Annotated in this window: 10 protein-coding genes; 1 reads left to right on the top strand and 9 read right to left on the bottom strand. The window is 39.2% G+C overall.

Annotated elements, in window-relative coordinates; genetic code table 11:
• Window positions 1-182: 182 nt before the first annotated feature.
• From ACQY77_RS15475 to ACQY77_RS15465, 3 genes are read right to left on the bottom strand one after another with little or no spacing between them, the layout of a single operon-like run.
• The gene (locus ACQY77_RS15475) at window positions 183-1,859 is read right to left on the bottom strand and encodes a sodium/sugar symporter (RefSeq protein ID WP_421941257.1); all 1,677 of its coding nucleotides are present in this window, start codon (window positions 1,857-1,859) and stop codon (window positions 183-185) included.
• A gap of 37 nt (window positions 1,860-1,896) precedes the next feature.
• Window positions 1,897-3,081, bottom strand: a complete 1,185-nt coding sequence (locus tag ACQY77_RS15470; RefSeq protein ID WP_421941258.1) for a galactokinase — start codon at window positions 3,079-3,081, stop codon at window positions 1,897-1,899.
• Window positions 3,082-3,084: 3 nt separating this feature from the next.
• The gene (locus tag ACQY77_RS15465) at window positions 3,085-4,137 is read right to left on the bottom strand and encodes a UDP-glucose--hexose-1-phosphate uridylyltransferase (RefSeq protein WP_421941259.1); all 1,053 of its coding nucleotides are present in this window, start codon (window positions 4,135-4,137) and stop codon (window positions 3,085-3,087) included.
• 148 nt (window positions 4,138-4,285) lie between these two features.
• Here ACQY77_RS15465 and ACQY77_RS15460 point away from each other — a divergent pair, with 148 nt between their 5' ends.
• Window positions 4,286-4,990 (top strand): NUDIX hydrolase, encoded by a 705-nt coding sequence (locus ACQY77_RS15460; RefSeq protein WP_421941260.1) that lies wholly within the window; start codon window positions 4,286-4,288, stop codon window positions 4,988-4,990.
• A gap of 13 nt (window positions 4,991-5,003) precedes the next feature.
• Here the strand turns inward: ACQY77_RS15460 and ACQY77_RS15455 are convergent, their stop codons facing one another.
• From ACQY77_RS15455 to ACQY77_RS15430, 6 genes are all read right to left on the bottom strand, one after another.
• A complete protein-coding gene (locus ACQY77_RS15455) occupies window positions 5,004-6,089 on the bottom strand; it encodes a phosphotransferase enzyme family protein (RefSeq protein ID WP_421941261.1) in 1,086 nt (361 codons plus the stop codon).
• 123 nt (window positions 6,090-6,212) lie between these two features.
• A complete protein-coding gene (locus tag ACQY77_RS15450; RefSeq protein WP_421941262.1) occupies window positions 6,213-7,565 on the bottom strand; it encodes a Gfo/Idh/MocA family protein in 1,353 nt (450 codons plus the stop codon).
• A gap of 889 nt (window positions 7,566-8,454) precedes the next feature.
• A complete protein-coding gene (locus tag ACQY77_RS15445) occupies window positions 8,455-10,899 on the bottom strand; it encodes a zinc-dependent metalloprotease (RefSeq protein ID WP_421941263.1) in 2,445 nt (814 codons plus the stop codon).
• Window positions 10,900-10,957: 58 nt separating this feature from the next.
• Entirely contained in the window at window positions 10,958-11,494 is a 537-nt protein-coding gene (locus ACQY77_RS15440; RefSeq protein ID WP_421941264.1) for a DUF3347 domain-containing protein, read from the bottom strand.
• Between the two features lie 69 nt (window positions 11,495-11,563).
• Complete coding sequence (locus tag ACQY77_RS15435; RefSeq protein WP_421941265.1) at window positions 11,564-12,988, bottom strand: RagB/SusD family nutrient uptake outer membrane protein; 1,425 nt, start codon at window positions 12,986-12,988, stop codon at window positions 11,564-11,566.
• 5 nt (window positions 12,989-12,993) lie between these two features.
• Window positions 12,994-16,602, bottom strand: a complete 3,609-nt coding sequence (locus tag ACQY77_RS15430) for a SusC/RagA family TonB-linked outer membrane protein (RefSeq protein ID WP_421941266.1) — start codon at window positions 16,600-16,602, stop codon at window positions 12,994-12,996.
• Between the last annotated feature and the right edge of the window lie 13 nt (window positions 16,603-16,615).

The following is a 16,615-nucleotide window of genomic DNA, read 5'->3' as shown; positions in this document are numbered from 1 at the left end:
AGATACGACTAGTAAGAAATTAAGCCTGTTTGAGTTAGTTAGTTGGTGCCGGTCTGCTGTGGGCCCCCGGTGGTAAACGAAAATACCGCCACAATGCCTTTGGTTAGCGATACTATATAAAAAAGAAATCCCTTCTAAATGAATAGAAGGGAATCTCTTAATTATTTTGGGTTAAAATAATGCTACCAATAAACGCTGTAAAGCGCAACAAGCAATCCGACAATGATTAATGCCCCCACTGCAAAGCTGGTGGTGGTTTTAAACATCTTGGCATCGATGTCCAATCCTTTAGGATTCACACCATTTTTGTTTTCAAACAAACTGATAATTACCATTCCGAGGATACAGAATACGAATACGATACCCATACGATCTAAGAAAGGAATTTCATATATACCTGCTGAATTCTTTACGGAGAAACCAATCCCTGACAAGAATGACAAGTCGGTCATATTCGGAAGTGCCTTCAATAGTAATGATAAACCAAATCCGCCAATGGTTGCAAATAAAGCCGCATTGGAAGTGGTACGTTTCCAGAAGAACCCTAAAATAAACATGGCAAAAATACCCGGGGATACAAAGCCCGTATATTCCTGGATATACTGAAATCCACCCTTTTTATCGATGCCCAGGAAGGGTGCAATTACCACACCTAATATCATTGCTACAACCACCGCAATTTTACCTGTAGCCACAAGATTTTTCTCTGAAGCATCTGGTTTCAATACTTTTTTATAGATATCTAAAGTGAAAATGGTTGCAATACTGTTGGCTTTACCGGCTAATGAAGCCACAACGGCTGCAGTTAAGGCCGCGAATGACAATCCTTTTAAACCTGCAGGCAAAAGGTTCAATAATACCGGATAAGCTCTATCAGGATTTACCGACCCATCCTGAAGCATTTCTGCCTGAAAAGCACCATCCTTATATAATACATAAGCCGCTATACCTGGAAGTACTACAATGATCGGCATCAATAGCTTTAAGAAAGCAGCAAAAAGAATCCCCCCTCTTGCGGTGTTCAAATCTGCTCCAAGTGCACGTTGGGTAATGTACTGGTTACAGCCCCAATAGTTCAGGTTAACAATCCACATACCTCCAATTAACACACTTAATCCCGGTAAGTCGATGTAGTTCTCGTTATCTGGTTTAAAGATCATATGGAAATGTTCGGATGCCTTACTGGTCATCAGGCCGTAGCCATTTAATACACCTGTAGTACCATAATGTTCAGATACCAGGTTTAGTGCCAGATAGGTTGTAGCTAAACCGCCCAAAATCAGGAAGAATACCTGGATAACGTCTGTATAACCAATTACCTTCATTCCGCCGAGGGTAATGATGATGGCAAATGCTGCAATGGCATACATGCAAAGCTCTAAGCTAAAGCCCGATATACTGCTCACAGCCAAGGCGCCCAGGTAAAGAATCGAGGTTAAATTTACCACTACATAAAGTAAAAGCCAGAAAACGGCCATGATCATGGCTACCGTACCGTTATACCTTTGGTGAAGAAACTGCGGCATGGTAGCGATTTTATTCTTTAAGTAAACTGGAATAAAGAAAACGGCTACAATAACGAGGGTAAGTCCACCCATCCATTCGTAGGTGGCAATGGCAAGCCCCATTTTAAATCCGGAACCACTCATACCAATAAACTGCTCTGCAGAAATATTGGAGGCAATGAGCGAGGCTCCTATGGCCCACCAGGTAAGCGAACCTTCGGCAAGGAAATAGTCTTTTGATCCTGTTGAGGCCGATTTTTTCTTGTTGTAGATGTAAAGGCCGTAAGCCGCTACAATAACGAAGTAGATCATAAAAACTATGTAATCCTTCGTTTCTAATAAGTTGTGCTTCATTAAGTGATAATTTGGTTAGTAATATATAAAATTTTAATTATACAATTTGAGATGTTCCATCTGCTGTTTCTACAACGTAGGCATCTAATTTCAATCCGAACTTTTCCTGATAGGCTTCACTTATTCTGGCTATAAGCTCATCTATCACCTCGTTTTTAACAATGTTTATGGTACATCCACCAAAACCACCACCCATCATCCGCGCGCCTAATACGCCTTCAAAATTTTTCACCGAATCTACTAAAAAATCAAGTTCTTCACAGCTCACTTCATACGCTTTGCTCAAACCATCATGCGTTTGAAACATGAGCGTACCTAAGGCCTTCAAATTACCGCTTTTTAGCTCATTTGCCGCAGTGGTTAACCTTTCAATCTCTTCTACTACGTAACGCGATTTTGAATAAACCTCAGCGTCTAATGGCTTTACAAATTCATCAAGCATAGCAACACTGGTATCGCGAAGGCTGTTCACTGCAGGATGATGCGCTTTTACCCAGGCCACTGCTTGTTCACACTGCGACCTTCTGGTGTTATAAGCAGAATCCGATAACGAATGCTTCACATTGGTATTGAGCAACACCAATTTATAACCTTCTAATGCTAAAGGGATATACTCGTATGCCATTGATCTGCAATCGAGCATTACGGCACTGTTCTTTTTCCCAAAAACAGAAGCAAACTGATCCATGATGCCACAATTTACTCCGGCAAAATTATGCTCTGCCTTTTGGGCAATCAGGGCAATGTCCATTTTCGGAATATTGAGGCTGAAAAGCTGATCGATGGCAAATCCTGCTGCGCATTCAAGTGCTGCCGAAGAGGATAAACCTGCACCCAACGGTACATTGCCATCAATATAGATGTTAAACCCTCCGAAAGTGTAACCACGTTTCTGAATTTCACTGGCTACGCCCAGAATATAGTTTGCCCAACCCTTATCTGTTTTTTGAATTTCATTAACCGAAGCTACATGCGATTGCTGATAGCTCTCAGAAAATAAATGAATTTCATTATCAGCTCTTTTGGAAATGGCTACATAAATTGCCTTATTTATTGCTGCGGGCAATACAAACCCTTCATTATAATCGGTATGTTCACCAATGATATTAATTCTACCGGGAGATTTAACCAATAATGGCTCATCCTGATACAAATCTTTGAATATGGACTTTAACCTTTCGATATCCATTGTATGCGTGTTTTCGAGATTGAGATCTAACATCTGCTAGGCTTTATTTTTATAATGTACCGTTGGTAATTCACGCATTTTTTTTGCTGCAAACTCGGGCGTAATATCACGTTGTGGATTAGCCAACATTTCGTATCCAACCATAAATTTCTTTACCGTTGCCGAGCGCAGCAATGGCGGGTAAAAATGCATATGCCAATGCCATTCCGGGTGATCGCCCCCATTTACCGGTGCCTGGTGCATACCTGCCGAATATGGAAACGAGGTTTCGAAAAGATTATCATATTTAATTGTTAACCTTTGGATGGCATCTGCCAACGATTTCTTTTCTGCAGCAGTAAAAAACTTAATGCTGGTGATGTGGCGTTTGCTCACAATCATGGTTTCATATGGCCAAACTGCCCAAAAAGGCACCAGCACTACAAAATGATCGTTCTCAAAAAGAATGCGCTCCTTTTTCTTTAATTCAAGACGTAAATAGGCTGAAAGTAAACTTTCGCGATGCACTGCAAAATAGCTTTTCTGGCGTTCAGTTTCTTTCGCTATTTCTAAAGGAATATCACTTGTGGCCCAAATTTGTCCGTGAGGGTGTGGATTGCTACAGCCCATGATATCGCCTTTGTTCTCAAAAATCTGAATATACTTAATCCATTCGTTTTGAGCCAGGGCATTAAATTCAGCCTGCCAAACATCTACAACTGCCTCAATTTCGGTTGTACTCATTTGAGGAAGGGTAAGGTTATGTTTCGGACTAAAGCTAATTACCCTGCAAATGCCCTTTTGATTTTCTGCCACCAACAAATCTGCTTCATTGTATTTTCCTGCAGGAGTATCGGTTAATAAAGCAGCAAAGTCATTATTAAATACGAAACTTGTTTCATAAGCAGGATTAGTTTCTCCATCTGCTCTTTGATTTCCGGGACATAAATAACATTTCGGGTCATATTCCGGCCGATTATCAGGCGCTGTTTCTTCAACTTTGCCTTGCCAGGGCCTTTTAGTACGATGAGGGGAAACCAATACGCTTTCTCCTGTAAGGATGTTTAATCTGGTGTGTGGATTAGAATCAAGATCAAAAGCTTGTTGCATAGTTCAATTTTGTTGGTGAGAAAGCAGCAGAAAGAATGGTTGCAATCTGGGCACAATGTATAAATTAATTATTAATTGTCAAATAGACATTTAATAATAATTTTTATTTTCACTAATTTTTAACATCTTCATGCAAAATTCCCCAGTCATGATCGAATACTCCAGTCAGCCCCATTATTTAGTTGCCGTAGATTGCATTGTTTTTGGCTTTGATGGGGAACATCTTAAAATTTTACTCGTTAAACGAGGGCTGGAGCCCGAAATAAATAAGTGGAGTTTAATGGGCGGTTTTGTTGGATCGGAAGAAAGTCCGGATGATGCAGCCAACAGGGTACTCAAAAAAATGACAGGTCTTGAAGGTGTTTATCTGGAGCAAATGCAGATTTATGGTGAGCCTAAGAGAGATCCGATAGAGCGGACATTATCAGTAGGTTATTTTGCTTTGATTGACATTCACAAGTATGAGGAGCAACTTAACGATGATTACGAAGCAGAATGGTTTTTGATTAATGAGCGGCCAAAATTAATTTTTGATCATGACCAGATGGTAGCTGATGCGAGGAGAAAATTACGTTATAAAGCAGCCTTACATCCTATTTTATTTGAGATGCTGCCAAAAAAATTTACTATTCCACAATTACACATTTTGTTTGAAGAAGTAAACGACACCAAGATTGATACACGTAATTTCAGCAGAAAGATAACTTCTACTAAATTGTTGATCAAATTAAATGAGAAGGATAAACTTGGATCTAAAAAGGGTGCTTTTTACTACAAGCTGGATAAAAAGGAATATAAAGCAAATGCCCAGGCTTTTTTAAATCTTATTCCGAATATAAAAACCCTGGGCTAATTTATATTTAACGTTATACCGTTTTAATTTCGATTCCTTTTTTAAGGTCAATTGCGCTTATAGCTTCATTAAATTCAGGCGCTGCTGCGATGTATTTATTTAAAAGATCAATTTGATTCAATGCTCTTTTTAAATTCTGCTCCGGATAGGTGGTTTTATAGTAAACATCTCCATTTAAGAAATCGGTAAGAAATCTGACTGCCTGCATATAAATCATAAACTTTCCACTGTAAACAAATAGTTTATTCTCAACAGCTGACAATATGCGGTGCATTTCTTCCATATAGCCTTTGTATATGGCCGAGAAAATCTCTACACGGACTTTAATCTGCTCCAGATCCTGCTCTTCTTCGTTAGCTTCTGAAAGGTATGTACGCATCATATCACCTACATCACTAATGAAATATCCCGGCATAACCGTATCCAAATCAATCACGCACAAACCAAAGCCAGTATCTTCGCTCAACAATACGTTGCTGATCTTGGTATCGTGATGAATTACACGCGTAGTCAGGTTACCTTCTTCGGTTAATTGTTGATAATCGTTAGCAATTTCTAAATGCCTGATGATTTCTTCAATGGCCCATGCTGCACGTTTAATGCGGTCATCGGCAGCGGTTTTTAATGCCTCCTTAAATTGTGTTACCCTTAACGGGAGATTGTGAAAATCGCTAATGGTAGGCTTCAGCTTTTTCACATCAAAGGCATCCAACATGCGCGTAAACTTACCAAACTGCTTTGCTGCATGGTATGCTTCTTCACTTTTGGTAACCGCATCTAAAGAATGAGAGCCTTTTACAAAAGGAAAGAGCCTGTAAAAATCGCCGTTCAACTCTACCAACTGATCCCCGTTTAGGGTATCGATCGGTGCTACAAATAAATACTTAGGTGCTGTAAGATCCAAATGCCTCTTTAACAAGAGTAAATTATGGGCGATATCGCCGGGGGATTTAAAGACATTAATATTGATGCTTTGTAACACATAGGCTTGCTCGGAATTCGAAACTTTCCAAGTATGATTGATCAGCCCAGAGCCAAATGGTTCAACATTAAATTCTTTGGAATCAAGCCCATAAACATCTAAGACCTTTTGAAACATATAATGTGGTAATAATTTTTAAATAAGATAAATTCAGATTCTATTTAACCTGAATACCTGTTAAATTTAGATAGTTAGATAAAGAGCGGGCTCGGCAAAAAAGAGCGTCACCCGCATCCGAGACTAAAAACCGCTATCGTCAAGAGCGAAAGTATTCTTTCTCTCTTTCCATTTTCCTTTTGTAAAATCAGGGAATTTTTGTGGCATGTTGCCTTCTTTTAATGATTTGGTAGAAAGTGGTGTAATCACACTCATGGTTACCGAATCATAAACATCAATAGGTGGTTGTTTTTTCTGCTTAACAGCCTCAATAAATCCGTTGAAAACAAACCAATCCATACCGCCATGACCAGCGCCTACAGCTTCTTTTTCATATTTTTTCCAAAGTGGGTGATCATATTTTTCGAACCACTCTTTTGCCGGATCCCAAGCATCATGTTTCGCTGATTTTTTCTCAATGTAAACTGATTTATTCACATCCATCCATATTCCGTTAGTTCCCTGAACACGGAAACCAATAGAATATGGGCGAGGCAAGTGTGTATCATGGCTTAACAAAACGGTTTCACCATTTGCACAGTTGATTAAAGTGGTGGTTACATCGCCATTTTTATAGTTGATTTTGGCATTTGGATGACCTGGAGACATATCTTCTACGTAAGCGGCAAGGCCCCTTGCTTTTGAACTGAAAGAAACCAGACTGGTAAAGCGGTTTCCTCTATTGATATTGGCAAACTGCATGATTGGTCCGGCACCATGTGTAGGATATAAATCACCATCTACATCGATATTAAACTGGGTTCTCCACTGTGCTTCACTTAATGCGTTAGGACCAAACTCTACCCCTCCCCCATAATAACTCTTGCCATCATTAAAAAGTACGTTTCTCAGATCGTGCTGATATCCGCCTTCAAAGTGAACCAACTCTCCGAATAAACCTTGTCTTACCATATTTAATGCCGCCATTACATCTCTGCGATAGCAAACGTTTTCTAAAGTAGAATATGGCATACCCGTTTTCTCCGAGGTTTTTACAATATCCCAGTGATCATCAAGTGTAAGGCCGGCAATTACTTCACATCCAACATATTTTCCCGCAAGCATGGCATCTACGGCCTGATCACGGTGAAACTGCCATGGTGTGGAGATAATTACAGCATCGATATCTTTTCTTTCTAATAGTTTTTTATAGGCGTCAACTCCGCCTGTATATTCTGTTGGTGCCGGTCTGCCTTTTTTAGAAAGGAATGAACGGCAAACTTTCAATGAACGTTCTTGTGTATCGCAGATGGCTACAATTTCTACATCATCTCTTAATGCGCCTTCAGAAATATGGCTCATTCCACGTGCACCAACACCGATATAGCCCAATCTTACTTTGGCACTGTCTGATGATGCGAATAAACTTCCCGTAGGCAAGATGGTTAGTCCTGCCGCTGTTAATGCTCCGTTTTTAATAAATTTTCTACGTTCCATTAGTGTGTTTTATTTTAAAGTTTAGTAGTTCGATTTTCAAGTATACGGATATTAGCATGTTCAAGCCTCGATTAACTCCACGCAAACGATTGATTAATTTTATTGTTACTCAACCTATTATCATACTCTACCCACTTAACACATGGATATTTAACGGCATAGTTACTATTCAAATCAACACAGAATTAATATTGAGTCTTCCTAAGCCTTCAATGCAAAAATGGTATTTTGGGGAGCACACCTTAGACTTCAAAAAACCGCCCTCATACCACTTTTTTACAACTATGTTTATCGTTTTATTACTGGCTATAAATTTGTTTGTTTACCGTCAAACGTTTGCGCAAACATAGCGTACATTAAAGGTTAACTGCTGGATGTTTCCTGAACCACAGACCGTGGTCTTAGTCCGGAAGTCGGAAAGACCGGAGACCGAAATCAAATCCTGCAAAAACTTCTTTTTCAGTACTTAGTATTTAGTCGTTAGTATTTAGCCCAGGTGTCTATCCTACAGCCGTCCTGTCTTAATACCTGATACCCGATTCTGGATACTAATGTTATAATTTATGAATGCCCCCGGGACCACAGACCCTAGTCTTAGTCCGGAAGTCGGAAAGACCGGAGACCGAAGTCAAATCCTGCAAAAACTTCTTTTTCAGTATTTAGTCGTTAGTATTTAGCCCGTGTGCCTATCCTACAATTGTCCTGTCTTAATCCCTGATACCCGATTCCTGATACTAATGTTATAATTTATAAATACCCACGGACCACGGGATGGCTGCGATTAAACAGTTAAACAACAAAACAACCATACCTGACACGAACTGCCTGACACAAAAAAGCCTCCTACCCCATAATTGGAATAGAAGGCTCCTTAATTATTAAAGCGTAATTACAGCTTATTCATTTCGTGAAGAATTTTATCTAATTCATGTTTGATATCCTGAAAATGAGCTGCATTACCCGGGTTCTGCTGGATCATTGCCGGAATTTCTGCGCGCAATTTCTTTGCATGAGCGATAACTGTTAAGCGTGTATCATCTCGTTGAGCATTCGATCTAATCCAACCATCTTTTACCTGCTTTGGATTAATGATGAACTGCAATTTCTCTACATATGAACGTTGCAAGCTTCTTCGTAAACTATTTGCTACTTCATTTTTACCAAAAGGTTTCCAAACTTCTTTTTTAATATCGTTTAAATAAGCTGCAGGAGTATAAGGTGTTGCAGATTGTAAAGCTGCGTTATTGAAGTTAAATAGTGTTGTTGGGTTAATCATCACATTCATCAGCCCGTTTTGCTGCTCTAATAGATCATCCAGCCCTTTACTACCTAATTTGTCGGTAATATTTTTTGGATAAAGCCATAACGGCGCATCAAACACATTTCTTCCTACATAACGGATGGTTTCTTTTTTTCGTTCTGCAGATACTTCGGTATAAACTGCCCCGGCTTGATCTGCACTTTTAACCGTTACATAACGACCAGAAATATTCTTCATCACATGACCTAAATATTTTTTGTACTGGGCTACCGCAGCTTTATGCATTTCTTCCAGATTAGCATAAAGATCACCATTTTCTTTGGTCCACTCTGGTAATTGTGCAATTACCCTTTTTAAGTTTTTAAGCCCGTATTCACTTGCCTTAACCTGATTATCACTTAAATCTTCTGTCTGGCTTCTTGGATCTTCATTCTTTCCTTCCCCACCGAACCACAATTTAGGATTACGATTTAGGCTATCAATGATTAGTTTATTCAGCAACTGCTGTTCTTGTTCTGCCGTTTTATCACCTGGTAAAACAGCATAGCCCCATTGTATGGCCCATTTATCATAAGCGCCAATGCGGGGGTAAATTCCGGCTTTACCAATATTATCTTCGGGTTGGGCAACATAATTGAAACGGGCATAATCCATAATGGAAACAGTGTGGCCATTGGCCTCCACCCACTTTTTATCGCGAAGCTTTTCTACCGGCGTTTGACTACTCGCGCCCATGTTGTGTCTTAAACCTATGGTATGCCCTATTTCGTGCGAGGATACAAAGCGGATCAATTCGCCCATTAATTCATCATCATATTGCATTTTTCTTGCCCTGGGATCAACCGGACCCGCCTGAATCATGTACCAATTGTGCAAAAGCTTCATCACATTGTGAAACCAGGCTACATGACTTTCGATAATCTCTCCGCTTCGCGGGTCGGTAATCCTGGGTCCATAGGCATTCGGCGTCTCAGAAGCCATATAACGGATCACCGAAAAACGGGCATCTTCAAGGCTCATCGTTGTATCTTGCTCTGGCCATTCTTTTCCAATAATGGCATTTTTAAAACCTGCCTTTTCAAAGGCTTTTTGCCAGTCGTTTACACCCGCAATTAAATATGGTCTCCATTTTTTGGGTGTTGCCGGATCGATATAATATATGATGGGTTTTTTAGGTTCTACTAATATCCCTTTTTTATAATTTTCTACATCTTCTTCTTTTGGCTCCAGGCGATATCGCTGAATATAATCCTGTGTACGGGTGCGCTGACTATCTTCATTGAAAAGGGTATAACGGTTGGCAAAGTAACCCACACGCTCATCAAACAGCCTTTTTTTCATGGGTGTTTTAGGGAGTAAAACCATCGATACGTTAATTTCATAGGTGGCCACCCCGGCCATTTGAGCAGCATACATAGAAGGTGAAGAACTGTTATAGGTTTTGGTGGTTCTTACTTCCACATTGATCGGATAAGCGGAAATGCGATTAATGAAAGTACGGTCATCGGCCAGGCTTCCTAATTTCGCAATCCCTTTATCTTTAGATCCAATAGCCATTACCGGGTTATCTTTTTTGAAAAGATCGGTTACCTCGATTACGGTCCGTTTGTTTGTTTCATTGTAGGCTTTAACATCAAAAGCGGCGGCTATGGGATTGATGTTAGAGGCTTGTATAGCCTTGTAAATGGCCTGAGTACTATCTTCACTATCGTTACGGTAAACTACGGCGCGAAGAAATACCTTGTTATTGGCAGCTTTCTCAAAGTAAATGGTTTGTTCATTTGCTTCCTCCCCTGCTTTTGAATCGCCATGTGGAGTGCCTACGTAACGGGTTACGGCTAAAAGGTAGCGGTTAAAAAGTGAATCAGGAATTTCAAAATACCACTTGTTATCCGTGTTTACTACTGTAAATAATCCTTGCTGCTTCTTAGCAGATGCAGGGATTACTTTGCTGTAAGGTTGTACAGCGACAGGCTTCTTTACAGAATCAGTTTTGACAGGTGTAGCGGCAGGTTTTTGAGCAAAAAGGGTTACGTTGCATAGCAGGGCTACACAAAGAAAAAGATATTTCATGGCCTCAGTTGTGTGTGTTGATTTTAATAAGATTAATGGAAGCGCTAAGGTTAATTACTTATAAACTGGCTTTCACTTCACCACAGGTAAGCATATTTTTGGGATAGTAAGGATTTTGAATTTCCTTTACATCGCTTAACCAGGTTTCACCTGTCATAGGACATACCTGTTGGAACAAAGGCATATTCTCTGGCTTAAACTTTGCCGCAATAGGCCAAAATTTAGCAGATAGCTTACCTAATGCTTTTCGCTGCTGATTGATTTTTTGGGTTTTAGCGATCTCATCTGCCAGGGCAATCAGTTCTGCACGGGTAGCAGTGGCTTCATTCATTTGGTCTAACGTAAGCTTTTTAAATTTGAATTTCTTCAGCGAGGTGGTAAATGCTAGTGCCGCTTTGCTTGCACCTGCACTATCTGATTTTACCAGGCTATTTTTGATGTCTAAATAACCTTGAGTAACCTGTTTTTTAAGTTCTTCACGCTGTGCAGCAAGTTCGGGAGTAGCTACTTCTGTTTTTGAACTTAACTGGGCCATTGCTGGTATGCTGAATGCCAGTAAGCCAGCCAATCCTAAAACTTTAAAATATGTTTTCATATGTGTTTGTGATTTTAATAACCGATCAGGCAGCTGTGCAAACTACCCGATCGGCGAAAGATTTTTAAATTAAAAAGGAATCCGTTCGTCGGTATTTAAGGTTAACGAAGGGTTTTTACGCAATACATTTAAAGGGAAAGGAATAATGTATAATCTCGATCCAGGTTTTAAAGTATAGGTTTGTTGAGGAACCGTTTTGTTTACGATTGGGAATACTCGGGTAATCGTCTTTGCGTATTCCGGTTCATTGTTTAATCTTTTTAGATCGAAGAAACGGTTCATACCGAAAAGTAATTCTTTCCTTCTCTCATTAACCACGAGTTCCATGGTTTCTTTACGCGTAGCCGGTACAGTAAGGTTTACCGTACCCGATGTAATGCGTTTTGCCCTCAGTTTGTTCAGAATATCTACAGCACCCGAAAAGTTATTTTCCCTGGCTAGACATTCTGCCAGCATTAAATGAACTTCGGTGGTTTTCATCCCTACTGTGGCATAAAAAAACTTGGTATAAGGAACGTTATGGTAAGCAGTATTTGAGCCAATATCCAAGAAACTCGCATTCGTACTGGTAAAGAATAAATTATATCGGGCATCATTGTTTCCAAAAAGGTTACGCAACTCCGGACTAATGACCCACTGATAACCGAAGTTCAATTCATTATAACCATTCATGTACATATAGCTTAACACCTCCGGATTGTTGGGCGCAATCACAGGCACACTGTTTGGCCCACCCTGGGTAGTGTAATTAACCAGATCAAAAATTTGATTATTTAACGCCAATGACCGCTCAGCAGCTTGTTTAGCTTCTGCAATTTCACGTTTGAACAAATGAATTTTGGCTTTAAATGCATAAGCAAAGGCTAAAGAAGGGTGATAAATATCAAGCGGTTTCTCCTGAAGATATGGGATTGCTTCATCTATATCTTTCAGAATAAAATCATACACTTCCTTCACGGTAGATTTTGTTGGTTGTGCCTCCAGATCAAATTTATCCATAATACAAATTCCGCCATCTGTAGCAGCAGTAGCCGGATCATAAGCTTTGGCATAAATATTAACCACCAGGAAGTGATCATAAGCACGCAATACTTTAGCCTCTGCTTTTGCTAATGCTTTGATATTATCTTCGCCTTTACTGTTATCTACCAAAGAGATAATGGTATTCCACCTGTTGATGTAGGCATATGCCTGACTGTAAAAACTAGATGAAGTCATCAGTGAAACCCGATCTGCAGACTCATCAAAAAGGAAATTAATGGTATTAATATTAGGGGTAATACCAATCACATTAGACTCCTTCATCCATTGATCATCTGTTAAATACTGGAAATTACTCACCGGATATCCTCTATTTGGTAGAGAAACCAATTCGTAATAATCATTTGCAGTTTCAACCACCAATGATCCTTTAGGCACAATGTCGGTATATTTGGCGCATGCCGATAATGCTAGAATAGCAAGTGATAAGAAAAATAATTTTAAACGTTTCATAAGGATTATAGCGTAAGGTTAAAGCCAAATAAATAAGTTTTTGGGAGCGGTAAGTTCCTGGTTCCAGAGTTTAGGGAAAATACTTCAGGATCAATATCATCTCCGGCAGCACTCCAATACCAGATATTATTCATCTGAAAAGTCAACTTCGCAGATGAAATATGAATCTTATTGGCGAAGGATTTAGGCATATTATAGCTCAAAGAAACATTTCTCAATTTCACATAATCCGCATCAACTACGTTAGCATCAGAGTAACGCCATTGTGTATTCAATGTTCCTGCATAGTTTTCCATGTTGGTTGCATAATCTACCAATAATCTCGGTTGCTCTGGGGTAAACCCGTTAATGTAACGCTGTGTAATACCAGCATTATTAATCTTGTAGGAACTAATATCTATGGCATCTTTCCGCATTTTATTACCTCCTGAAAATACCAATAGCATATTCAGGTCAAATTGCTTGTAAGAAACGCGTTGCGAAAAAGATCCGGTGTAGGTTGGTGTTAAGCTCCCCATATTTACCAGTGCATCTAAACTATTGATTGTACGCACAGAGGTTGGAACAGGGTTGCCATTAGCATCAAATGTTACCGATGCATTTCCGTTCTCATCAAGCACATAAGGGTAACCATTGGTTGTTCCTCCATAACGATACGCATAGAGAGAATTAAATGCCTGCCCTTCCAGATAATAGCTGGTAGGCGAACTAACATAATTATAAGCAGTAGAATTGGCTACATTTACCTTAAGTACCTTATTTTTGTTAAATCCAAGAATGAATGTGGAACTTAAAGTCAGATCTCCTTTTCGTAACCAATCAGAACTCACACTAAATTCAATACCCTGATTTCTTAAGGCTCCGGTATTTAATACTCTGCTTAATGCGCCCACTGTTGGATCTAAATCAGTAGTGCTAAGCAAATCTGTACTATAGCGATCATAAGCATCTATACTGCCACGCAATCTATTTTTTAAAACCCCGAAATCCAAACCTATATTTGTTGTGGCTGTTTTCTCCCACCTCAATAATGGATTAGGTTGAGCAGAGATATTGATATATTGCAAGTTCGTAATCAAGTTATCATTCCGTCTGATTCCCTTAATGTATGGGGACGATCCCTGGTCCACATTACCACCTACACCATAAGTTCCCCTCAACTTTAATACACTAATCCAATCAATGGATTTCATAAAGTCTTCATTACTGATGTTCCAACCAAAACCAGCAGACCACAATGGCCTGTTTTTATATTTTGGATCCACGCCAAATAAGTCAGTTTGATCTACACGGATACTTCCAGCCAAATTATACCTGGATTTATAGGTGTAATTAAGGTTACTGTATACTGAAAAATAACGGTGTTTAATTTCATCCTGACTTCTTGATAGCGCTCCTAATGTCTTGTTTCCTCCATATATATAACTTGGAACACCTGTTTGGCTTAAACTGGCTGTATTGATAATGGTTGATGTCAGTGTTACCGGATCGTAGCCATAACGTAAATCTTCCAGAATTCGCGGATTAAATGTTTCCCGCATCTCAAATCCCGCAATAGCTGAAATTATATGATCATTTCCACCGAATGACTTGTCGTAATTGAGTTGATTTCTAAAGGTATAACTCTGATTTCTTGTGTTGCTTTGATAGAAACGTCCACCAATAGGCAAAGCAGAAGAATATAGATTAGTGGAAGTATTATAGGCTGCTAATGCATCAAATGCATAACGCATCTTGTAAGAATTTGCATCAAAATAGCTTTCCTCATTGCTGCGTGATGTTTCGAATTGGAATTGCGTACCAAAACTTAGGCCGTCATAAATTTTTGCATTCAGGTTAGCAAATGCTCTTAAAGCCAAAGTTTTTTTGTTTTCAATACCTTCCTGAAGTGATTGGAGAATATTAAATGATACAGGCTTTAAACTTCCGGTCGCATTTATTTTAGCTGCAACCAATGGGTTCATCACTCCACTTGAAGTAAAACCATCATCCAAATTAGCGAAAGATGAGGTCACTAAATTTCCATTTCCATCTGTTATTTGCTCATATCGGGCCTGAATATTGTTATAGTCGCTATAATCCCCATCTGTAGTATTAGAAACATTATAGGTACCATTTAATCCTATACTGGCGCTCAACCATTTTTTGATCTGAAAATTACTTTTGTAATACAGATTGTAATTTTGATTTTGATTGTAACGAATACGAGCTTTGGAATCATCGAAATTGAAGGATACATAAGTATTTTGTTTATCGGTGCCACCAGAAAATGAAAGGTTATAACGTTGTCTAAATTCATTCTGCCAAACATTATCGCGGTAATCAGCAATATAATCGTTGCCTCTCCATTGACTAATCGTATTACTAAACTGCTGGCTGGTAATTTTTCCTTCGCTCAAATCTCTGTTTAACTGATAAAGCGGACTGTAATATTTAATTGTTCCATTTGCAATATCCCCATATCCATTAAACATCGTTGTAGTATTGGCGAACCTGGATTTTTCCCTTTCATATACTGCTTGTTCATAATCTATTACATCACTTGTGCTAGCATAATGCATAGCATCAAGATTTGGTTTAGTGCCAATAAAGTAATCGGAGTTTAAGGTTACCTTCAAATTACCTTTTCCTTTTTTGGTTGTTAGTACAATGATCCCGTTAGCTGCTCTGGCACCATAGATAGACGCTGCGGCAGCATCCTTTAATACGGTTACACTCTCTATATCATACGGGTTAATATCTTCCAAACTAAATTCTGTAGGTAAACCATCAATAACCAGCAAGGGGCCACTAGCCGTTGTAGCTGAAATGGTGGCAATGCCTCGTAATACAGGTTGATCCGAATCTGATCCTGTGGGATTCTTTCTATAAAGTAAACCTGCAACCCTGCCTTCTAATGCAGATAGCAAGTCTGTATTGATATTTTCGTTTAAAATTTTATTATCTATAGTGGTTGCCGCAGCAGGGGAATTTACCTTCGCAATATTCTGATAACCCGTAACCTGTACTTCGCTCAATAAACCTGCTGAAGAACTAAGGGTAACAACAACGACAGATGCAGTTACTGTTTTATTGTATTTAACTTCTTTGGTTTCATAGCCCAGATAACTAAATTGCAATATTGGATTACTTTCATCGACAGTGATGGCGAAATGGCCATTTCTATCCACGTTAACAATGTTATTGGTTCCTTTTTGCCTAACGGTGGTACCAGGCAAATAAACACCTGTACTGTCGTTCACCATACCATGAATGGTAAACCTTTGCGCATTGTTAGAAGCAGGTGTTAGTAATATGGCCTTACCAGTAATTTTGTAAGTGAAAGCCTGGTCTTTAAATATTCTGTTTAAAATCTGGTTGATATCAGTTGTACTGATTTCGGCAGTTAATGCTTTAAATTTCTGTGCATAAGCCGCATCGTAAACAAACTGGTATCCAGTTTTATCTGCCACGGAAGTGATCACACTTTCCAACGATGCATTTTTGAAACTCAAGGTATAAACCTTTTGTGCGGAGGCGTTGTTGGTAATAGCAAATACCATCAAAGTCAACGATATTGCCAAAAATAATCTACGGGTAAAGCTCTGCTTTGCCCTGGTATGGGATGTATTCATTAAAGTCTGTTAG

The organism is Pedobacter sp. (genome assembly GCF_965279535.1).
Taxonomy (GTDB): domain Bacteria; phylum Bacteroidota; class Bacteroidia; order Sphingobacteriales; family Sphingobacteriaceae; genus Pedobacter.
Note: the sequence above shows the minus strand (reverse complement) of the source record. Positions and strands in the feature narration are given on the sequence as shown.